Here is a 20,370-nt window from a genome sequence, read left to right as displayed (position 1 = left end):
GGGGATAACCTCTCGCCCCAGAGTCGTCCACAAGACTGTCCACGGGCCCTGCCCGGATCCGGGCGGGGTGCTGAATCCGAATATCGTTCTCTGCCAATGGATTACGGATCCAGGTGCGTGGACGACTCATCTTGACTCTCGCGGCCTCGGATTTTGTGCACAGCACCAGTTTGTCCCCATCCACGGGTGCAGAAACAGGTTTCGTTCTGGGGCTGAATCGGCCAGTTTTCCCGTGGCGGCGGTTCGGTCTGGATCCGTCCCCATCCCGTGACCCGATTCCCCCGCAGAGCTGTCCAACACCTTGTCCACAGACGCAGATAGCCCGGCTCTCCCCGAGCCGCCGGCCGGGGCCCGGCCCCTGGTGCTCGCCTCCGGCTCGCAAACGCGTGCCGCTCTGCTGCGCGCGGCACGCGTGCCCTTTGAGGTGGCGCCGGTCCGCGTCGACGAAGCCGCCCTGCGCGAGGCGCTGGTAGCCGAGGGGGCCCCTGCCCCCGATATCGCCGGTGCGTTGGCCGAATTGAAGGCGATGCGCGGCGGCGCCCGCCGGCCTGAGGCGCTGGTTCTGGGCTGCGATCAGATCCTCGATTGCGAGGGGCAGCTCTACGGCAAGCCCGAGACGCCGCAGGCGGCGCTCGATCAGCTTCGCGCCCTGCGTGGACGCACGCACAGGCTGTTGTCGGCTGCCGTTCTGGTCGAGGAAGGACGCCCGGTCTGGCGCCATGTCGGCACGGTGCGAATGATCATGCGCGATGCCTCGGACCATTGGCTAAAGGGATATGTCGACCGCAACTGGCCGTCGATCAAAGGTTCCGCCGGCGCCTACAAGCTGGAAGAAGAAGGCGTTCGCCTGTTTACCATGGTGCAGGGGGACTACTTTACCGTCATGGGCATGCCGCTGACAGAACTCTTGAACCATCTCATCCTGCGGGGGCAGATAGACGCATGACCGATCGTCTTCCGCTTGCAGGGGTCATCGGCCGACCGATCGGCCATTCCCGCAGCCCCGCGCTGCATCGTCACTGGCTGGCGCGCTACGGCCTGCCCGGCGATTACACCGCCTTCGAGGTCGCGGAGGACGATCTCGCCGAGGTTGTGCGCATGCTGCCGAAAATGGGCGTGGTCGGCGTCAACGTTACTGTGCCGCACAAGGTCGCCGCGCTCGCGATCGCGGATCGTGTCACGGACCGCGCGACTCTCGTCGGCGCCGCGAACCTTCTGATCTTCCAGGCGGATGGCCGGATCCTTGCCGACAATACCGACGGCTACGGCTTTCTCGCCAATATCCGCGCCGGCGCCCCAGGGTGGAGCGCCGGATCCGGCCCCGTCGCCGTGCTGGGGGCCGGCGGTGCCGCCCGCGGCGTCATCGCGGCGCTGATCGAGGATGGCGCCACCGATATCCGCCTCGCCAACCGCACCCGCACCAAGGCCGAGGCGCTGCACCGCGCCTTCGGCAACAAAGTGCAGGTCGTGGACTGGCACCACGCGGGCGAGATGATCGGCGATGTGCAGACGCTGGTGAATACCACCACCATGGGCATGACCGGCGCCGCCGAGTTCCGCCTGCCGCTGGATGCGCTGCGCCCCGAGACCGTGGTGACCGACATCGTCTACACGCCGCTGCGCACACCGCTTCTCGAACGGGCCGAGGCGGCGGGCTGCGTGACGGTCGATGGCCTTGGGATGCTGCTGCACCAGGCCGTTCCGGCCTTCGAGCGGTTCTTCGGCACGAGGCCCGAGGTCGACGATGCCGCGCGCCAGGCGGTGCTCTCGGACGCATGACCTACCGGCTGGGCCTCACCGGCTCCATCGGCATGGGGAAATCCACCACCGCGGAGATGATCAGGGACGAAGGCGTGCCGGTCTGGGATGCCGATGCCGCTGTGCACCGCCTCTATGCGCCCGGTGGCGCGGCAGTGGGGCCTGTCGGCGCACTCTGGCCCGAGGCTATCGAGGATGGCGCCGTCTCGCGCCCCGCGCTCAAGGCGATCCTCGCGGGCGATCCGGGCGCCCTGCCCCGGCTCGAGGCTGCGGTGCATCCGCTCGTCGCGGCGGATCGGGCGGCGTTCCTGGAGCGAACCCGGGCCGATCTGGTGCTGCTCGACATCCCCCTGCTCTTCGAGACCGGGCTCGAAGGGCTTTGCGACGCGGTCCTCGTCGTCACCGCCCCGCCGGAGGTGCAGGAGGCGCGGGTTCTGGCGCGTCCCGGCATGACGGCAGAGGCCCTCGCCTCCATCCGCGCGCGGCAGATGCCGGACGCGGAAAAACGCGCCCGCGCGGATCATGTCATCGAGACGCTGTCACTGGACGGCGCCCGCGCCGCCGTGCGAAGGCTGGTGGCCGAGATCAGGGCCAAGATCGCCGGAGGGCAGCACGATGCGGGAAGTGGTTCTCGACACTGAAACGACCGGTTTCGACCCGCAGGAGGGCGACCGCATCGTCGAGATCGGCGCCGTCGAGCTGCTGAACCACGTGCCCACGGGCAAGCAGCTTCACAAGTACATCAACCCCAAGCGCTCCATGCCGGAAGAGGCCTTCAAGGTGCACGGGTTGGGGGACGAGTTCCTGTCCAAGCAGCCGGTCTTCGAGCAGGTCGTGGACGAGGTCATCGCCTTTCTGGGCGATTCCAAGCTGATCATCCACAATGCCGCCTTCGACATGCGCTTCCTGAACGCGGAGTTCGGCTGGTGCGGGCGGCCTCAGCTGCCGATGGAGCAGGCGGTGGACACGCTGGCCATTGCGCGGCGCAAGTTTCCCGGCTCTCCCGCCTCACTCGACGCGCTGTGCCGGCGCTTCGGCATCGACAACGCCTCGCGCACGCTGCACGGCGCGCTTCTCGACAGCGAGATCCTCGCCGAAGTTTATCTTGAGCTGATCGGTGGCCGGCAGCCGGGCCTGTCGCTGGATGCGAGCCGCCGCTCGGGCAGCGAGGGGCAAGGCACCGACTGGCGCCCGCGCCCGCGTCCGACGCCCCTGCCCTCGCGGCTGACGCAGCAAGAGGCCGAGGCGCATGAGGCCTTCGTGGCCACGCTTGGCGAGGCGCCGCTGTGGCAGAGCCTCGCCAAGGGGGATTAAGCGATCAGGCGGTGCCGGCGGGCGTCTGGTCGGCCTGCTGCGACTGGGCGCGGCGCTGGATCTCGTTGCGGTAGAGCTGCACGAAATCGATCATCTCGAGGTTCAGCGGCGGGAAGCCACCGTCGCGCGTGACGTCCGAGACGACGCGGCGCAGGAACGGGAAGGTGATGCGCGGGCATTCGATCAGCAGGTAGGGGTGCAGCTGCTCCTGCGGCACGCCCTCGATCTGGAACACGCCGGCATATTCGATCTCGAGCACGAAGAGAGGCTCGCCGCCTTCCTTGGTCTTCGAGGTGATGTTCAGCTTGGTGATCACCTCGTACTGGCTCTCCTGCCCGCGCTTGCGCGCGTCGAGGTTCACCTGCACCTGGATCTCGGGCGTCAGGTCGCCGGTCAGGCCCTTCTGCGCCAGCGCGTTCTCGAAGCTGAGGTCGCGGATGTACTGTGCGACGACGCGCTGGGTGATCTTGGGCTGCTGCTGGGCATCCGCGGCGCCGGTATCGGCGCCGTTCGGTGTATCGGGCGTATCTGCCATGACGTGTCCTCCGTAAGGTTTGAACAAGCTCTAGCAGCCTGTCCCCCCGGCCTCAACGCGCTGCGGGACCGGGGATGGATCAATGCTTGGTCCAGCCCGAGTGGCCTGCACCCGGCTCGCGCGGGGGCAGCTCCTCGTAGTCGGCATCGACGACCGGGCCGCGCCAGGGCTCGTTCGGGCCGGGCTGCGGGCCGGCGCCGGGATAGGGCTGCCGGGGGTGCCCGCCGACGCGGAACTCCTGCATCTTCACGCGCTTGCGCAGCTGCGCGTAAAGGCGGCCGCGCACCCCCGGGATCAGCAAGAGAAAGCCGCAGGCATCGGTGAAGAAGCCCGGCGTCAGCAGAAGCGCGCCGGCAAAGAGGATCATCGCGCCATCGGCGAGCGGCCGGCTGGGGTCCTTCAGCTCCTGCATCGCGCCGCGCAGGCGGGCGAGCGCATCCATTCCCTCGCGCCGCACGAGGATGGTGCCGGCAAGGGCCGTCAGGACGACGATGGCCAGCGTTGGCCAAAGTCCGATCGCCCCGCCGACCTGAATAAACAGGCCAATCTCGATCAGCGGCACGAGAAGGAAGGCGATCAGCAGATACATTGGCGGTCTTTCCGGTCTTGCGTCGTTGGGCACCCGCGCTGGAGGGCCTTGGTGGACTTGATAGCGCTCAACGTCTACATAAGTGCGGTACCACACAAACGCCAAGGCCACCCGGGGCCGCGTCCGATCAAGAGGTGTCGATGTACTCTCCGATCCTTCAGCTTCTGGTGCTTGCCGGCATCGCGATCTTCCTGATCCTGCGTCTGCGCGGCGTGCTCGGGACGCGCGAGGGGTTCGAGAAGCCCCCCGTCCCGCAGGACAAGTCCAAACGCGTCGGGCGCCCCGACTTCGAGGTCATCGAGGGTGGGCCCGATCACGATATCGTCGATCACGTCCCCGAGGGCAGCCCCTCGGCGCAGGCGCTTTCCGCGATGAAGGCGGCGGAGCCCTCTTTCTCGCTGGGCGAGTTCCTGCAGGGGGCGCGCGGCGCCTACGAGATGATCCTCATGGCCTTCGAGAACGGCGACCTCGAGGAGGTACGCGCCTTCCTGTCCGAGGATGTCCATGCCGCCTTCGCCGAAGTCGTCGCAGAGCGCGAGGCGCAGGGGCTGAGCGTCGACAGCAGCATCGCGGGCATCCGCGAGGTTTCGGTCCGCGAGGCCACCTTCGACGAGAGCAGCCGCGAGGGCGAGATCGCGATCCGCTTCGTGGCCGAGATGACGACCGTAGTCCGCAACGCCGAGGGCGAGGTGGTCGAAGGCTCTGCCTCCGAGATCCGCACCCAGAGCGACGTCTGGACCTTTGCCCGCACCATGGGCAACGACGATCCGAACTGGCTGCTGGTCGCGACGGGCGAATGATCCGCGGCGGCGCTCTGGCCGCGGCGGGTCTGCTTTCCGTCGGCTTGTCGACCGGCGTCGCGGCGAATGGCGCCGCGGAGCCGGATGTCGCGATGCTCTCCTTCGCGGATCTCGAGGGCTGGGAGGAGGACGACCATGGCGCCGCCCTCGATGCCTTCCGCGAGACCTGCCGCGATCTGAGAGATCAGGACTGGCAGGTGCTCTGCGCCCTCTCGGCCGAGACCCGCGACGCCCGCGCCTTCTTCGAGGCCTTCTTCCTGCCGGTGCAGATCGGCACCGAGGAGGAGGGCCTTTTTACCGGCTATTACGAGCCGCAGATCGTCGGCCGCACCCGGCCGCAGGGCCGCTACACCGCGCCGGTCTACCGCCTGCCCGAAGATCCGCCCTCTGATCCATGGCCCACCCGGCGCCAGATCGAGGAAGACGGCATCCTCTCGGGGCAGGACCTCGAGATCGCCTGGGTCGATCCGGTCGACCTGTTCTTCCTGCAGATCCAGGGCTCCGGCCGGATCCGGATGCCCGGCGGAACGGTGATCCGTCTGGGCTACGCCGGGGCCAACGGCCAGCCCTACGACAGTATCGGGCAGGAGCTGGTGGCGCGCGGCGAATACGATACGCACCAGGTCTCTGCCGCCGTGATCCGCAGCTGGATCAACCGCAATCCCGACGCGGGGCGCGAGCTCATGTGGCACAACCGCTCTTACGTCTTCTTCCGCGTCGTGAACGAGGTGCCCGCCGATCGCGGCCCGCTCGGCGCGATGAACCGGTCGCTGACGCCGCTGCGCAGCCTTGCGGTGGATCCGGCGCATGTGCCGCTGGGCGCGCCGGTCTGGATCGAGGCGCAGGGCACCGTGCCGATGAACCGGCTGATGGTGGCGCAGGATACCGGCAGCGCGATCAAGGGCGCACAGCGCGGCGACATCTTCTTCGGCACCGGATCCGGCGCCGGCAGCCGCGCCGGGCGGGTGCGCGACAGCGGGCGGATCGTGACACTGCTGCCGATCCAGCGCGCCTGGGACATGATGCCTGTTCAGCTGGCCACGGCGGACGGATGAGACGGCGGCGGCGCGACCTCTCGCCCGAGGAGCGGGATCTGTGGAACTCTGTCGCGCGGCAGGCCGATCCGCTTCACCGCAGGCCTGCCCGGCACGAGGAGGAGGCCCCTGCCCCCAAAGCGCCCCCGGCCGAGACATCCCGCCCCGACAATGCCCAGATGCCGCCCCCGGCGCAGGCCTTCCAGGTCGGGCAGAAGGCGCAGGCCGCTCGGCCCCATGACCTGCTGGACCCGCTTCCCAGCCGGCTAAAGGCGGCGCCGGTGCGGATGGACGCCAAGGCGCACGGCAGGCTCAAGAAGGGCAAGCTGCGGCCCGAGGGGCGGATCGACCTGCACGGCATGACGCTGGCCGATGCGCATCCGGCGCTAGCCGGTTTCATCCTGACGAGCCAGGCGCAGGGCCGGCGGCTGGTGCTGGTGATCACCGGCAAGGGCCGTCCGAAGGAGGGCGATGCCCCGATGCCGGTGCGCCACGGCCAGCTGCGCCACGAGGTGCCGCATTGGCTGAATTTGCCCCCCTTGGCGCAGGCGGTGCTGCAGATCACGCCCGCGCATTTCCGCCACGGCGGCGAGGGCGCCTATTACGTCTACCTACGCCGGTTGCGCTGAGGGGCGCGGCACCGCCCGCAGCGCCAGGAAGGTGCAAAGGCCGGCGGCCAGGAAATACGCCGAATAGCCCAGCATCTGCGACGGAAAGCTAATGCCGGCATCGATCAGCACGCCCGAGACGCCCGGCCCGATGGCCGAGCCGAAGACCATGACCGCCGCCGCCGCCGCCTTGATCGAGCCGATGTGGCGGGTGCCGTAGTATTCGGCCCAGAAGGCGGCGGGCAGCGTCGATTGCGCGCCGCTGCCGATCCCGATCAGCACCAGCGCGAGGCCCGCGCCGACCAGCGACTGCGCCTGCGCCATCAGCGCGAAGCCAGCCGCCCAGGGGATCATTGCTAGCGGCAGCAGCCGCCCTGCCCCGACCCGGTCCAGCGCCCAGCCACTGACGAAGGTCGAGGCGACGGCGACAGCCGTGAAAAGCGGCATCAAGGCGACGAAGCCGGCCAGCGTCCAGCCCTTCACCTCGGCAAGGTTCACCTGCTGGAAGAACAGCGCCGTGCCCCAGGCCGGCGGGCCGAGGATGACGGGGATCATCGCCCAGAACAGCCAGTGCTTCAGGCCCATCGCGCGGGTCCAGTGCAGGCCGAGCATGCCGGCCGCCCCGTCCCCCTTGCCGCCGGCGCTGATCGCCTGCGGCGTCCGCTCCTGCCGCAGGAGGGCCTGCGCGATGGGCGTGGCGATCAGCAGCACGAGCGCCGCGACCAGCCAGAGCACGCGCCACGAGACGAAGCCCATGGCGGCGACGAAGATCACCGGGAAGATGGCCTGCCCCAGCGGCGCCCCCATCGAGGCGATCGACAGCGCCCGCCCGCGCGTGCCGACGAACCAGCGCGCCATGGCCACCATGGCGATATGGGTCATCATCCCCTGCCCGGCGAAGCGCAGAAGAAAGATCACGAGGACCAGCGCCGCGTTCCAATGCCCCGGCACCAGCGCCATCAGGGTGCAGGCGAAGGCCAGCAGCAGCATCACCGCTAGCCCCAGCGCCCTTGCGCGGAAGCGGTCCGTCAGCGCCCCGGCCCAGACCATCACCACCGCCGAGGCGGTGGTGCCGAGCGTGTAGATCAGCCCCCAGCCGCCGTTCGACAGATCGAAAGCCTCCATGATCTCGCCCGCGAAGACCGAGATGAAGAAGGTCTGCCCGAAGCTGGACATGACGGTGAAGAGCAGCCCGGCCGAGAGGAAGGGCGCGTTGTCACGCAAGAAACGCAGATAGGATGTCAAGGAAGGGTCCTCCTGCCACGGGTTCTGCCCCAGCGGGGCTGGAATGGCAAAGCGGCTGCGCCGCTTTCTGGACCCAGGCGGCGGATGGGGCGTTTCCATGCCAAGCGCCGAAGCGAAGGACCGAAGATGAAGGACATGACGCAGGCACACGCGGCCCCGGCCCGTGCAGACGAGATCTGCGTGATCTGCAACGAAGGCTCCGGCCGCAACAGCCGCGGCGACGGGGCGGTCGACCAGGCGATGACGATCCTTGGCGACAGGGCGGTGCTGCGGCGGGTGAAGAAGGGCGCCTCGATCCCTTCTGCCGCGCGGCAGGCGGTGCGCGACGGCTTCGGCACCGTGGTCGCCGCGGGCGGCGACGGCACGATCATGGCAGTCTCGGAGGCGCTGGTGAACAGCGGGCGCACCATGGGGGTGCTGCCGCTTGGCACCTTCAACTTCTTCGCCCGTGGCTACGGTATCCCCGAGGACCCGCAGGAGGCGGCGCGTCTGATCGCCGAAGGCGCGGCCCGGCCCATCGATCTGGGCGCCGTCGAGGGCCGGCCTTTCCTGAACAATGCCAGCCTCGGCGTCTATCCCGCGATCCTGAAAGAGCGCGAGAGCGTCTACAAGCGCTGGGGTCGCCGCCGCATCGCGGCGCATTGGTCGGTTCTGCGGACGTTCTGGCGCTACAAGAGGCCGCTGCAGCTGACACTTCGCGCGAACGGCGAGGTGCGGCAGCTGCGCACGCCGCTCGTCTTCGTGGCGCGGAGCGCCTACCAGCTCGAGCATTTCGGTCTGGATGGGGCGGCGTGTATCCGCGAGGGCAAGTTCGCCGTCTTCGTGGCCCCCGACGAGGGGCGTCTTGGCCTGCTGCGCGATGCGCTGCGGCTGGCGATCCACAAGATGGACTTGAGCCGGGGCTTCGAGCTGATCTGCACCGACAGCCTCGAGATCGAGACGCGGCACCGCCGCTGCCTCGTGGCCTGCGACGGTGAGAAGTTCCCGATGAAAAGCCCGCTGTCCTTCGAGATGATGCAGGGGGCGCTGCTGCTGATCCACCCCGAGGGGGGGCCGCAGGAATGAGGCGCATCCTTCATATCTCCGACCTGCATTTCGGCAAGACGCGGCCCGACCTGCTGGACCCGCTGGTCGATCTGACGAACGATCTCGCGCCCGACCTCGTGGCCTTTTCCGGCGACCTTACCCAGCGCGCGCGGGAGCACCAGTTCGAGGAGGCGCGCGCCTTCATCGACCGGCTGGAGCCGCCGGTGCTGGTGACGCCCGGCAACCACGACACGCCGCTCGACAACATCTGGCTGCGCTTCGCCAAGCCCTTCGGCCGCTACAAGCGCATCATCTCCCGCAACCTCGAGCCCGAGTGGCACGACGAGGCGGTCTCGGTCGTCAGCGTGAATACGGTGAACCGCTTTTCCTGGCAGCGCGGTCGCATCTCGCGCCACACGCGGGACCGGGTCTGCCGTGCCTTTCAGGGGCGTGACGACGGGCGCATCCATGTCGTGATGATGCATCACCCGCTCGAGCACGGGCCCGAGGTCGAGAAGCGGCTGATGCGCGGCGCCCGCTCCGCCGTGGCGGAACTGGGCGATTGCGGCGCGGATGTCGTGCTGTCGGGGCACCTGCACAACGCCGCCGTCGCGCCGTTGACGGCAGAGCCACGCGTGCTGCTGGTTCAGGCCGGCACGGGCTTGTCGACGCGGGTGCGGGACGAGCCGAACAGCGTGAACCTGTTACACGTGGAACAGGGCCGCATCAGGGTCGAGCGCTACGTCGCAGGCGAAAGCCCGCGGTTCGATCTCGCCGAGACGGTGCGCTTCGAGAAAGATGCGGAGGGCTGGCGCGAGGCCGGGTGATCCGCCTGTGTTGGCGTCGGCGGGGGGCCAGCCCCCGCTCGCCTGCGGCTCGCGCCCCCCGGGATATTTGCAAAGAGAAGATGGGCCTAGAGCACGTAGCGCGAGAGGTCGGTCGAGCGCGAGAGCTCGCCCAGGTGCTTTTCGACGAAGGCCTCGTCGACCGTCACCGTCGTGCCGCCTTGATCGGGCGCCTCGAAGCTGAGCTCTTCGAAGACCCGCTCCATCACCGTGTAGAGACGGCGGGCGCCGATGTTCTCGACCGCGGTGTTCACCTCGGCGGCGATGCGCGCGAGGGCGTGGATGCCGGGGGTGGTGAATTCGACCGTGACGCCCTCGGTCCCCATCAGCGCGGTGTACTGGCGGGTCAGGGCGTTGTCGGTCTCGGTCAGGATGCGGACGAAATCCTCTTCGGTCAAGGCGCGCAGTTCCACCCGGATCGGCAGGCGGCCCTGAAGCTCGGGCAGCAGGTCCGAGGGTTTGGCGACGTGGAAGGCGCCGGAGGCGATGAAGAGGATGTGGTCGGTGCGCACCGGCCCGTGCTTGGTGCTGACGGTCGTCCCCTCGATCAGCGGCAGCAGGTCGCGCTGCACACCCTCGCGGGAGACGTCGCCGCCGCGGGCGTCGGACTTGGCGCAGACCTTGTCGATCTCGTCGAGGAAGACGATGCCATTCTGCTCGACCGATTCGACGGCGGCGCGGGTGACCTTCTCGTCGTCGAGCAGCTTGTCGGCCTCGTCGGCGATCAGCACGTCGTAGCTGTCGGCGACGCGCATCTTCTTCTTCACGCGGCGGCCGCCGGTCATTTTGCCGAAGATATCGCCGAGGTTGGCCATGCCGGCGCCGGGCTGGCCGGGGATGTCCATCGACTGGAAGGGGTTGGTGGTATCGGCGATCTCCAGCTCGATCACCGTGTCGTCCAGCTCCCCGGCCTTGAGCTTGCGGCGGAACATCTCGCGCGTCTGCTCGCGTGCGCCCTCGCCGGCGACGGCGGCGATCACCCGGTCCTCGGCGGCCTGATGGGCCGAGGCCTTGACGTCCTCGCGCATCTGCTCGCGCGTCTGGATGATGGCGTTGTCCAGCAGGTCGCGGATGATCTGCTCCACGTCGCGGCCGACGTAGCCGACCTCGGTGAACTTCGTCGCCTCGACCTTGAGGAAGGGAGCGCGCGCCAGCTTGGCGAGGCGGCGGCTGATCTCGGTCTTGCCGACGCCGGTGGGGCCGATCATCAGGATGTTCTTCGGGTAGACCTCGTCCTGAAGCTCGGGCGGCAGCTGCTTGCGGCGCCAGCGCCCGCGCAGGGCGACGGCGGTGGCGCGCTTGGCCTCGGCCTGGCCGATGATGAAACGGTCGAGTTCCGCGACGATGTCGCGGGGGGTGAGGTCGGTCATGGGAGCCTCTTTACACGGAAGGGGGAAGGTAGCGGCGCAGGCCCGCCATGGGCAGCGCACGCAGGATGAGGGCGCGGAAGCGTTCCCAGAAGGCGCCGAGCAGCAGCATCGCCACGCCCAGCCCGAGGATCAGGAAGGCCACGCCGGCCTGGTCGATGGCGCGGGTCGTCACAGCCACCACGTAGCCGATCGCCGCCATCAGGAAGGAGCGGCGGTCGATGACGATGGCGACGAGCGCGATCAGTGCGAGAAAGGCGAAAAGGGTGACGCGCGGGCCCGCCCCCTCCATCTGCAGGAGCGAGAGGGCGACGGTGTTCACGATCGCCGGGGCGGCGACGACATGCAGCCAGAACCCGGATGAGGCGCGGCGCGTGACCCGGTGCGGGTCCGAGGTGTCGAAGGCCATGGCGGCGGCGAAGACCAGCAGCCCCACCGCCAGGGTCACCCAGGCGAAGATGCCGTTCGCCGAGAGCAGGAACAGCTCGGTCGGCGTCTCGGGGCTGCCGGCGCGGGTGGCGGCGGTCAGCAGCGCGGCGGCGAAGAGCCCCAGCGCGATCACCGCCATGGCGAAGGGCACGCGAAAGCGCCACCAGAAGACCGCCATCGCCAGCGTGCCCAGCACCACCGGCAGGATCAGGCTGCTGTAGTCGGCCTGCGCCACCATGAAGGGCTGCGCGAAAAGCTGGACCAGCCCGAGGACCAGCACGATGGCCGTGATCACCGACAGCGCGATGGCCGGGGCCACCATGCGGCGGCGGCGGACGAAATACTCGGCCAGCAGCCACAGAAGCAGCAGGCCAAGGGCCGTCGCGATGCCCGCCACCTCCTGCGCATGCATCGGCCACTGCAGCAGCAGCACACCGGCCACGCCGAAGCCGCTGAAGGTGACGATGGCGAGGCCGACGAGGATGAAGATCTCGTTGAAGCCGCGGAACAGCTCGAACGGTTCGTCGCCCGGGCGCAGCGCCTCGCGCGCGCCGCTGCGCGACTGCGCGAGGGCCGTCAGGTCGGCGGCCTGCTTTTCCGAGATGAGGCCGGCGCCGACCGCCGCCCGCAGATCGGCCCCTTCGATCATCCGGCGCGCCCTTCGAGCGTTTCCACCGTCAGGTTGCCGTTGGTGTAGACGCAGATGTCGGCGGCGATCTGCATGGCATCGCGGGCCACCTGCTCGGCGTCCTTGTCGGTGTCCATCATGCCCCGCGCGGCGGCGAGGGCGTAGTTCCCGCCTGATCCGATGGCGGCAACGTCGAACTCGGGTTCCAGCACGTCACCGGCGCCGGTGATCACGAAAAGCTGGTCGCCGTCGGTGACGATCAGCATCGCCTCGAGCTTTTGCAGGTACTTGTCGGTGCGCCAGTCCTTGGCCAGTTCCACGCTGGCGCGCTGAAGCTGGCCGGGCGTCGCCTCGAGCTTCTTCTCCAGCCGTTCGAGCAGGGTGAAGGCATCGGCGGTCGAGCCGGCGAAGCCCGCGACGACCTCGTGCCCGCCGGGGGAGAGGCGGCGCACCTTGCGGGCGGTGCCCTTGATGACGGTCTGGCCCAGCGTGACCTGCCCGTCGCCCGCGATCACCACGCGCCCGCCCTTGCGCACGCCGATAATCGTGGTGCCGTGCCAGCCGGGAAAGTCTTCGGACATCATGGGTCTCCTTGGTCGAACCGTCCCCCTTAGCTGCGCATTGCGGCGCGGCAGTCAAGGGACGGGGCTGTGCGGGGGCGGCATCGCGCCGCGTCGTGGATTCCTCTTCGCGCCGGGATCCGCTAGTCTGAGACCACAAGACAGGACCGGAGGCCGCGTGCACCAATATCTCGACGCCCTGCGCTGCGTGCGCGACCAAGGCATCCGCTCGACCGACCGGACCGGAACGGGCACGATCTCGTACTTCGGGATGCAGTGCCGCTATCCGCTGGCCGATGGGTTCCCTCTGGTCACGACCAAGAAGCTGCACCTGCGCTCGATCATCCACGAGCTTTTATGGTTCCTCGCCGGTGACACGAACATCGCCTATCTCAAGGAGAACGGCGTCTCGATCTGGGACGCCTGGGCGGATGAGAATGGCGATCTCGGGCCGATCTACGGCCACCAGTGGCGGCATTTCCCCACCCAGCGCGAGGCGGTCGGCGACGATGGCGCCGCCCGCGTCCTGCTGGGCGAGGTCGACCAGATCGCGCAGCTGGTCGAGGCGATCCGCAGCACACCCGACAGCCGCCGGCTGATCGTGACGGCCTGGAACCCCGGCGAGATCTGGCAGATGGCGCTGCCGCCCTGCCATACGCTGTGGCAGGTGCGCATCCTGGGCGGCAAGCTGCACCTGCAGCTGTACCAGCGCTCGGCCGACATGTTCCTCGGCGTGCCCTTCAACATCGCCTCCTACGCGATGCTGGCGGTGATGCTGGCGCATGTCACCGGCTACGAGCCCGGCGATTTCGTCCATTCCATCGGCGATGCGCATATCTACCTCAACCACCTGGAGCAGGTGGAGACGCAGCTCGCCCGTGATCCGCGCCCGCTGCCCAGCCTGCGGCTGGCGCGGGAGGTGCCCTCGCTCTTCGATTTCCGCTATGACGATTTCATCATCGAAGGGTACGACCCCGCGCCGGGGATCAAGGCCCCGGTCGCTGTCTGAGGTGCCGCCATGCTGACCCTGATCGTCGCCCGCGCCCGGAATGGTGCCATCGGCCGGGACGGCACGATTCCCTGGACCAAGCCCGAGGATCTGCGCCTGTTCCAGCGCGAGACTCTGGGCGGCGCGGTCATCATGGGTCGCCGCACATGGGAAAGCCTGCCCTCGGCGCCGCTGAAGAACCGCCTCAACATCGTCGTCTCGCGCGATGCCGGGCTGGCCGAGCATGTCTGCCCCTCGCCCGAGGCCGCGCTGGAGCTGGCGCGGTCCGAGGGCCGGTTCCGCATCCACGGCATCGGCGGCAGCGCGATCTACGAGGGTCTGTTGCCGCTGGCCGACCGGCTGCTGATCACCGAGGTCGACCGGGACGTCGAGGGGGCCGATGCCTTCTTCCCCGATTTCGACGAGGCCGCCTGGCGCGAGCTTCACCGGCAGCCGCTGGGCGGCGAGGGGCCGGATTGCATGGCGCGAGAGCTTCTGCGGCGCTGAGGCCCTGCGGTACGGGCGTATGTGGCGCCCGATAAGATAGATCACGTAGATCGAATGGCCTGCCCCTTGGGCGGCGGAATAACATCTGTCCTTGTCGGGGATATTGTGTTTCCGCGCCGAGATTTCCGCCTTTGAGCAGACAGGTTCGCCTCTTTCGAGCCGGCCCGTGTTTATATGGATGCGATACACGAGCAGCGGCGCTTGCAAGAGTTCGCGCTATAAACAACCAAGTATTCAAGCGGGCGGACGGCGTGCCCGATTCGACCGTCAGTCCCAGCCCGAGAAAGTCAAAGGCATGAAGGCAGTGTTTCGGGTTTTTCTGCTTGCCCAGTTCATGGGCTTGTCACCGCTTGTTGCATATGCCGATGAAACCGATCGCATCGCGGAGATACTACATCGGCAGGTCTTCGACTTTGATGGTCAGTCGTTGGTTTCCGAAGTGAATGGAAGCGTCGAGGGATGCAAGATTCGCCTTGACCTGGAGCGGCCGAGGGCTTGTGAGGCAGGAGACAGCTATTCATCCACAACGAAATACATCGACGTTCGTGTTCTCGATGCGGTCCGGGAAGCCGCTGAAATAAGAGACCTTTCCGGCACCCCGCATGAAATTTTAAGGGGCAGCGTCACCTACCCGTACCGGTCGTGGTACAATCGGGTATTGCGCTTTGCCAACGAACAGAGCTCTCAGATCAGGGACGAGGAATATCAGAATTTCCCGACGGACGTCGATTCCAGACTCAGGGTCCTGAGTAGACGATACAACGAGGAAATCGATCCTGATTCCTTCTCTCAGTCGTTTGAAGTCACACGGTACTGCTCCGGCGTTCAGATCAGAAGCCCCCTAAGTAGTTATAGGTTTTCTTTCTACATGGATCCTTCTGACTCGGCCGAATTTGTGGCTTTGCTAGAAGACATATCGCAAAGCTGTATCGACGAGGTTGGCAGTTAGAAGGGTTTCGACGGTCATCCAGAACACCTGCATCACGGTCCGTCCGACCTGTTTCGCAGGCGATGCTCAACCCAGAGGTATACATACCAAGGTCCAGTGACCTTCCGTCGGGATGGCCTGCGATGCGACGTGTGCGACCGGCCTGCGCGTCGGGTGCCGTACCCGTGCAGCAGCGGGCGGGACCCAGCAGTGCTGTTCGATGAAGGAAGTGGTGAGCCGGCAGGGGTTCGAACCCTGGACCTACTGATTAAAAGTCAGTTGCTCTACCAACTGAGCTACCGGCTCACAGGCGGGCTACCTAGAAGGGGTGCGGCCGGGGGTCAAGCAGGTTTTCGCGTGTCCTCTTTCATGGTGACGCGCGGTTCGTTATAGGCGCGCCTCATGCAACAGGACCCTCGCACCATTTTGCCCTTCATGAAGATGCACGGGCTGGGCAACGATTTCGTCGTCGTCGACGCGCGCGGGGATGCGGGCGGGCTTGCCGCGCTTGCCGAAGCGGCGGCGCCCGCCATGGCCGACCGGCAGCGCGGCGTGGGCTACGACCAGCTTGCGGTGATCGAGGATGCGGCGGGGGCCGATCTGGCGCTGCGGTTCCTTAATGCCGATGGCTCGCCCTCGGCGACCTGCGGCAATGCCACGCGCTGCATCGCGGCCTGGGAGATGGCGCGGCTGGGGCAGGGCGGTTTGCGCCTGCGGACCGAGCGCGGCGTGCTCGAGGCGGTGGATGCGGGCGATGGGCTGACCTCTGTGAACATGGGCCAGCCGCTGCTGGACTGGGCGGAGATTCCGCTGGTGCGCGCCATGGACACACTCTCGCTGCCGATCCCCGGCGCCCCCACGGCGACCGGCATGGGAAACCCGCATTGCACCTTCTTCGTCGAGGACGCCGAGGCGGTAGATCTGGCCGCCTTCGGTCCCGAGGCCGAGCATGACCCGCTGTTCCCTCAGCGGACCAACGTGCAATGGGCCTCGCTCCTTGGGCCGGACCGCCTGCGCATGCGGGTCTGGGAACGGGGGGCCGGCATCACGCTGGCCTCCGGCAGTTCCTCCTGCGCGGTGGCGGTGGCGGCGGCGCGGCGCGGGCTGACCGGGCGCCGGGCAGAGGTGGTGCTGGACGGCGGCACGCTGGTGATCGACTGGCGCGAGGACGGCGTCTGGATGACCGGCCCCACCGCCCATGTCTTCGACGGCGAATGGAGGCTGTGATGGATCGCGTCGCCCCGAAATTCTCGACCCTCGGCTGCCGGCTCAACGCCTACGAGACCGAGGCGATGACCGAGCTTGCCGCTGCCGCCGGCCTCGAGGACGCGGTGATCGTGAACACCTGCGCCGTCACCGCCGAGGCGGTGCGCAAGGCGCGGCAGGAGATTCGCCGCCTGCGCCGCGAGAACCCGAACGCGAAGATGATCGTCACCGGCTGCGCCGCGCAGGTGGAGCCCGAGCGCTTTGCCGCGATGGACGAGGTCGACATGGTCGTCGGCAATACCGAGAAGATGCAGCTCGGCACATGGGCCGGCCTCGCCGCCGGCGGGACGGAGCCGGTGCAGGTCGACGACATCATGTCGGTGAAGGAGACCGCCGGTCACCTGATCGACGGCTTCGGCACACGCTCCCGCGCCTATGTGCAGGTGCAGAACGGCTGCGATCACCGCTGCACCTTCTGCATCATCCCCTATGGCCGCGGCAATTCTCGCAGCGTTCCGGCAGGCGTCGTCGTCGACCAGATCCGCCGCCTGTCGGAGCGCCGCTACAACGAGGTCGTGCTGACCGGCGTGGACCTGACGAGCTGGGGCGCCGATCTGCCGGGCCAGCCGCGGCTGGGCGATCTGGTGCGCCGCATCCTCAAGCTGGTGCCGGATCTGCCGCGGCTGCGCATCAGCTCCATCGATTCGATCGAGGTGGACGAGGCGCTGCTGCGCGCCATCGCCGAGGAAGAGCGGCTGATGCCGCATCTGCACCTGAGCCTGCAACACGGCGACGACATGATCCTCAAGCGGATGAAGCGGCGGCACCTGAGCGGTGATGCGATCCGCTTCTGCGAAGAGGCGCGGCGTCTGCGCCCCGAGATGACTTTCGGCGCCGACATCATCGCCGGCTTCCCGACCGAGACGGAGGCGATGTTCGACAACGCCCTGCGCATGGTCGAGGCCTGCGACCTGACCTGGCTGCACGTCTTTCCCTACTCGCCCCGGCCCGGCACGCCCGCCGCGAAGATGCCGCAGGTGCAGGGCGGCGCGATCAAGGAGCGGGCCGCCCGGCTGCGCGCCGCCGGGCAGGCGGCCGAGGCGCGGCACCGCGCGGCGCAGGTCGGGCGCTGTCATCGTATCTTGATGGAAAACCCCCATATGGGCCGGACGGAGCAATTCGCGGAGGTGCACCTTGCCGCCCCGCGCCGCGAGGGCGTGATCGAAGAGGTGACCGTCGTGGCGGATCGGGACGGGCGGCTGATCGCCTGACGGGGGTCCCCGCACGGCACCTTTGCGTGTAGGCTTCTGACGTTGCCACCGGGACCGGAGAAGGGCCCATGCCAAGGCTCAGCAGACGCGGATTGATCGCCAGCGGCGCCGCCGCGGGCCTTTTGTCCGTGACCGGCCTGCCGCTTCGGGCGCAAAGCCGGGGCGGCACGCTGCGTCTGGGCCTTGCCGGGGCGCATGCGACCGATTGCTGGGATGCGCGCGGGCACGACGACAGCTTCATGGCGACCCTTGGGCATGGCGCGGTCTTCGACTGCCTGACCGAGATCGCCGCTACCGGCGAGCTGGTCGGAGAGCTGGCCGAGGGCTGGGAAGCCAGCCCCGATGCCGCCACATGGGAGTTCACCCTGCGCCGCGGCGTGCGGTTCCACGATGGCACCCCCTTCACCGCGCGCGATGTCATCGCCTCCTACCGCCTGCACATGGACGGGCCGTCGCCCGCCGCGCCGCTGCTGGCCGATGTGACGGGGATGGAGGCGCTGGGCGATCACCGGCTCCGCTTCATCCTGGCCTCGGGCAATGCCGATTTCCCCTTCCTGCTGTCGGACTATCACTTGCTGATCTACCCGGCGGACCGGATCCGGCAGGCCATGGCGCAGGGCATCGGCACCGGCCTCTACCGGGTCGAGCGCTTCGAACCCGGCCATCGCGCGCTGCTGACCCGCGTCGAGGGGCACTACAAGGACGGTCGCGCCGGCTGGTTCGACGCGGTGGAGGCGCTGGCCATTCCGGGTGGCGCGGCCCGGATCCGGGCGCTGGAGGACGGGCGCGTCGATGCCATCGACCGTCTGCCGCCGCAGCAGGTCGCGGCCCTGCGCGCCCGGCGCGGGGTCGAGGTGATCGCCACCACCGGCAACGCGCATCTCGGCTTTGCGATGCAGCCCGGACTGTCGCGACTGCATAACGCCATGATCAGCCTCGCGCTCAAGGCGGGGATCGACCGGCCAGCCATGCTCGACCAGGTTCTGGCCGGGCATGGCCGTGTCGCCAGCGACCACCCCCTCGGGCCGGCCAATTCCTACTGGGACGACGGCCTGTCGCCGCATCGCGACCCGGATCAGGCGCGCTACATCCTGCAGGTCGCGGGGCTCGAGGGGATGGAGCTTGCGGTGCGGGCCGATCCGCATGTCCATCCGGGCGCGGCCGAGGCGGCGCGCCTTCTGCAGGAGGGCGCGCAGCGGGTTGGCCTGGGGCTTCGGATCGCGTCCGAGGACGAGGCGGCGCCGCTGCGCCTTACCGCCTCGGCAGGGCGGCTGACCGAGGACTGGATGTTCGCCGCAGCACTGGCCCCGGGCAGCGAGTGGGGCTTGCCGTTCGACGGCCGCCTCGCCGGCCTGATGCGGCAGGCGCGCAGCACGCCGGACAGCGAGGAGCGGCGCGCAATCTACGGGCGGATGCAGGGCCAGATCGCCCGCGAGGGTGCGGTCGCGGTGCCGGTCCATGCCGATTTCCTCGATGCCGCCTCGACCGCGCTGGCGCATCCAGAGGCCATCGGCTCTGTCTGGGACCTCGACAGTCACCGCATCTGCGAGCGTTGGTGGTTCGCCTGAGAGGGCGCCGCCCGCGAACGGGGTTGGCCTTTGCCCTCGCCATGTCCATATCCTGACGCAGCAGCAGCAGCGGGAGGCCGATCTTGGCGACGACCTGGCATTATTTCCGGTGGGCTTTCGCCTTCACCCTTTGCGGCCTTGTCCTTGCGGGGTTTCTCGGCTGGCAAACCGGCGGGGCGCAGGGGGCGGCGGGCTTCTTCCTGGTCGCTTCGATCCTTGCGGTGCTGGAGATCTCGCTCAGCTTCGACAATGCCATCGTCAATGCCAACAAGCTCAAGACCATGGCGCCGGTCTGGCGCCACAGGTTCCTGACCTGGGGCATCATCATCGCCGTCTTCGGCATGCGCATCGTCTTCCCGCTGGCCGTCGTCGCGGTGGCGGCGCAGGTCGGGCCATGGCAGGCCGTGGTCCTCGCCTGGTCGCAGCCGGACGAATACGCGCGCCTGATGGACGAGGCGCATCTGTCGATCGCGGCCTTCGGCGGCGCCTTCCTGATGATGGTGGCGCTGGGCTTCTTCATCGACGAGGAGAAGGACATCGACTGGTTCGGCACCGTCGAATGCCGCCTGCGCTCCATCGCCTCGATCCAGGGGATCGCGACGGGCCTCGTCTGCCTCGTGATCCTGCTCGTCACGCTGGCGCTGCCGAACCGGCATGACGCGAGCTTCCTTTTCGCCGCTCTGCTCGGCCTCGTGGTGTTTCAGGCGGTCGAGGCGCTGGGCCAGGTCCTGGACGCGGAGGCAGAGGTCAAGGGCGGCGCCGCAGCGGGCGGTCTGGGCGCGTTCCTGTATCTCGAGGTGCTGGACGCCTCCTTCAGCTTCGACGGGGTGATCGGCGCCTTCGCGCTGACGCAGAACCTCTTCCTGATCGCCATCGGCCTTGGCATCGGCGCGATGTACGTCCGGTCGATGACCATCATGCTGGTGGAAAAGCAGACGCTGACGCAGTTCCGCTACCTCGAACACGGGGCCTTCTGGTCGATCCTCGCGCTCTCGGTCATCATGTTCCTGCAGACGCTGTGGCACATCCCCGAGCTGATCACCGGGCTGATCGGCGCGACGATGATCGGGCTGTCGCTGCTGTCCTCGCTCCGGTTCAACAAGCGCGCCGCGCGCGAGGCCTGACGCCTTTACGCCGCGGATCGCCGGCGGTAATCGGGGCCTT

General features: G+C 68.2%; 22 protein-coding genes and 1 tRNA gene. 16 read left to right on the top strand and 7 right to left on the bottom strand.

Annotation, left to right across the window (positions count from 1 at the left end; genetic code table 11):
- Window positions 1–361: 361 nt before the first annotated feature.
- From DFP88_RS05960 to dnaQ, 4 genes are read left to right on the top strand one after another with little or no spacing between them, the layout of a single operon-like run.
- Window positions 362–946 carry a Maf family protein gene (locus DFP88_RS05960; RefSeq protein WP_342767690.1) on the top strand — a complete coding sequence of 195 codons (585 nt, stop codon included), beginning with the start codon at window positions 362–364 and terminating at the stop codon, window positions 944–946.
- The gene (locus DFP88_RS05955; protein WP_110813552.1) at window positions 943–1,779 is read left to right on the top strand and encodes a shikimate dehydrogenase; all 837 of its coding nucleotides are present in this window, start codon (window positions 943–945) and stop codon (window positions 1,777–1,779) included. The genes DFP88_RS05960 and DFP88_RS05955 overlap by 4 nt, the downstream gene beginning before the upstream one ends.
- Window positions 1,776–2,399, top strand: a complete 624-nt coding sequence (coaE, locus tag DFP88_RS05950; RefSeq protein WP_110813551.1) for a dephospho-CoA kinase — start codon at window positions 1,776–1,778, stop codon at window positions 2,397–2,399. The genes DFP88_RS05955 and coaE overlap by 4 nt, the downstream gene beginning before the upstream one ends.
- Window positions 2,374–3,072, top strand: a complete 699-nt coding sequence (dnaQ, locus tag DFP88_RS05945) for a DNA polymerase III subunit epsilon (protein WP_110813550.1) — start codon at window positions 2,374–2,376, stop codon at window positions 3,070–3,072. The genes coaE and dnaQ overlap by 26 nt, the downstream gene beginning before the upstream one ends.
- A gap of 4 nt (window positions 3,073–3,076) precedes the next feature.
- Here dnaQ and secB read toward each other — a convergent pair whose 3' ends face one another.
- On the bottom strand, window positions 3,077–3,607 hold the full coding sequence (secB, locus tag DFP88_RS05940) for a protein-export chaperone SecB (protein ID WP_110813549.1): 531 nt from the start codon (window positions 3,605–3,607) through the stop codon (window positions 3,077–3,079).
- Window positions 3,608–3,686: 79 nt separating this feature from the next.
- Entirely contained in the window at window positions 3,687–4,196 is a 510-nt protein-coding gene (locus tag DFP88_RS05935) for an FxsA family protein (RefSeq protein WP_110813548.1), read from the bottom strand.
- Between the two features lie 140 nt (window positions 4,197–4,336).
- On the opposite strand from DFP88_RS05935, the gene DFP88_RS05930 reads away from it, so the two are divergent.
- The 3 genes from DFP88_RS05930 to DFP88_RS05920 are packed head-to-tail and all read left to right on the top strand — an operon-like array spanning window position 4,337 to window position 6,659.
- Window positions 4,337–4,996, top strand: a complete 660-nt coding sequence (locus DFP88_RS05930; RefSeq protein ID WP_110813547.1) for a Tim44/TimA family putative adaptor protein — start codon at window positions 4,337–4,339, stop codon at window positions 4,994–4,996.
- The gene (mltA, locus tag DFP88_RS05925; RefSeq protein WP_110813546.1) at window positions 4,993–6,051 is read left to right on the top strand and encodes a murein transglycosylase A; all 1,059 of its coding nucleotides are present in this window, start codon (window positions 4,993–4,995) and stop codon (window positions 6,049–6,051) included. The genes DFP88_RS05930 and mltA overlap by 4 nt, the downstream gene beginning before the upstream one ends.
- Window positions 6,048–6,659, top strand: coding sequence for a Smr/MutS family protein (locus tag DFP88_RS05920; protein ID WP_110813545.1), 612 nt, complete (start codon window positions 6,048–6,050; stop codon window positions 6,657–6,659). The genes mltA and DFP88_RS05920 overlap by 4 nt, the downstream gene beginning before the upstream one ends.
- On the opposite strand, the gene DFP88_RS05915 is transcribed toward DFP88_RS05920, so the two are convergent.
- Window positions 6,642–7,883, bottom strand: coding sequence for an MFS transporter (locus DFP88_RS05915; RefSeq protein WP_245904712.1), 1,242 nt, complete (start codon window positions 7,881–7,883; stop codon window positions 6,642–6,644). The genes DFP88_RS05920 and DFP88_RS05915 overlap by 18 nt on opposite strands.
- A 126-nt stretch (window positions 7,884–8,009) precedes the next feature.
- Between DFP88_RS05915 and DFP88_RS05910 the strand changes: the two genes are divergently transcribed.
- Window positions 8,010–8,948 (top strand): diacylglycerol/lipid kinase family protein, encoded by a 939-nt coding sequence (locus DFP88_RS05910; protein WP_110813543.1) that lies wholly within the window; start codon window positions 8,010–8,012, stop codon window positions 8,946–8,948.
- On the top strand, window positions 8,945–9,736 hold the full coding sequence (locus DFP88_RS05905; RefSeq protein WP_245904711.1) for a metallophosphoesterase family protein: 792 nt from the start codon (window positions 8,945–8,947) through the stop codon (window positions 9,734–9,736). The genes DFP88_RS05910 and DFP88_RS05905 overlap by 4 nt, the downstream gene beginning before the upstream one ends.
- 86 nt (window positions 9,737–9,822) lie before the next feature.
- On the opposite strand, the gene hslU is transcribed toward DFP88_RS05905, so the two are convergent.
- The 3 genes from hslU to hslV are packed head-to-tail and all read right to left on the bottom strand — an operon-like array spanning window position 9,823 to window position 12,762.
- Window positions 9,823–11,124: an ATP-dependent protease ATPase subunit HslU gene (gene hslU, locus DFP88_RS05900; RefSeq protein WP_110813542.1), complete on the bottom strand. Its 1,302-nt coding sequence runs from the start codon at window positions 11,122–11,124 to the stop codon at window positions 9,823–9,825.
- A gap of 10 nt (window positions 11,125–11,134) precedes the next feature.
- Window positions 11,135–12,199 carry a hypothetical protein gene (locus tag DFP88_RS05895; protein WP_110813541.1) on the bottom strand — a complete coding sequence of 355 codons (1,065 nt, stop codon included), beginning with the start codon at window positions 12,197–12,199 and terminating at the stop codon, window positions 11,135–11,137.
- Window positions 12,196–12,762, bottom strand: coding sequence for an ATP-dependent protease subunit HslV (gene hslV, locus DFP88_RS05890; protein ID WP_110813540.1), 567 nt, complete (start codon window positions 12,760–12,762; stop codon window positions 12,196–12,198). The genes DFP88_RS05895 and hslV overlap by 4 nt, the downstream gene beginning before the upstream one ends.
- 154 nt (window positions 12,763–12,916) lie before the next feature.
- Here hslV and DFP88_RS05885 point away from each other — a divergent pair, with 154 nt between their 5' ends.
- The 3 genes from DFP88_RS05885 (at window position 12,917) to DFP88_RS16825 (ending at window position 15,182) form a co-directional block, all read left to right on the top strand.
- Window positions 12,917–13,747 carry a thymidylate synthase gene (locus DFP88_RS05885; RefSeq protein WP_110813539.1) on the top strand — a complete coding sequence of 277 codons (831 nt, stop codon included), beginning with the start codon at window positions 12,917–12,919 and terminating at the stop codon, window positions 13,745–13,747.
- A 9-nt stretch (window positions 13,748–13,756) separates the two neighbouring features.
- Window positions 13,757–14,233 (top strand): dihydrofolate reductase, encoded by a 477-nt coding sequence (locus DFP88_RS05880; RefSeq protein ID WP_110813538.1) that lies wholly within the window; start codon window positions 13,757–13,759, stop codon window positions 14,231–14,233.
- A 295-nt stretch (window positions 14,234–14,528) separates the two neighbouring features.
- Window positions 14,529–15,182 (top strand): hypothetical protein, encoded by a 654-nt coding sequence (locus tag DFP88_RS16825; RefSeq protein WP_146227430.1) that lies wholly within the window; start codon window positions 14,529–14,531, stop codon window positions 15,180–15,182.
- A 209-nt stretch (window positions 15,183–15,391) separates the two neighbouring features.
- Here the strand turns inward: DFP88_RS16825 and DFP88_RS05875 are convergent.
- Window positions 15,392–15,467, bottom strand: a tRNA-Lys gene (locus DFP88_RS05875).
- Between the two features lie 96 nt (window positions 15,468–15,563).
- Between DFP88_RS05875 and dapF the strand changes: the two genes are divergently transcribed.
- From dapF to DFP88_RS05855, 4 genes are all read left to right on the top strand, one after another.
- Complete coding sequence (gene dapF, locus DFP88_RS05870; RefSeq protein WP_245904710.1) at window positions 15,564–16,388, top strand: diaminopimelate epimerase; 825 nt, start codon at window positions 15,564–15,566, stop codon at window positions 16,386–16,388.
- Entirely contained in the window at window positions 16,388–17,638 is a 1,251-nt protein-coding gene (gene mtaB, locus DFP88_RS05865; RefSeq protein ID WP_110813536.1) for a tRNA (N(6)-L-threonylcarbamoyladenosine(37)-C(2))-methylthiotransferase MtaB, read from the top strand. The genes dapF and mtaB overlap by 1 nt, the downstream gene beginning before the upstream one ends.
- Window positions 17,639–17,766: 128 nt before the next feature.
- Window positions 17,767–19,206, top strand: coding sequence for an ABC transporter substrate-binding protein (locus DFP88_RS05860; RefSeq protein ID WP_245904709.1), 1,440 nt, complete (start codon window positions 17,767–17,769; stop codon window positions 19,204–19,206).
- Between the two features lie 83 nt (window positions 19,207–19,289).
- Window positions 19,290–20,330, top strand: a complete 1,041-nt coding sequence (locus tag DFP88_RS05855) for a DUF475 domain-containing protein (protein WP_220032296.1) — start codon at window positions 19,290–19,292, stop codon at window positions 20,328–20,330.
- Window positions 20,331–20,370: the final 40 nt, after the last annotated feature.

Origin of the sequence: Pseudoroseicyclus aestuarii (assembly GCF_003217255.1) — a bacterium.
Lineage (GTDB): Bacteria > Pseudomonadota > Alphaproteobacteria > Rhodobacterales > Rhodobacteraceae > Pseudoroseicyclus > Pseudoroseicyclus aestuarii.
This window is presented reverse-complemented; position numbering and strand designations above follow the sequence as displayed.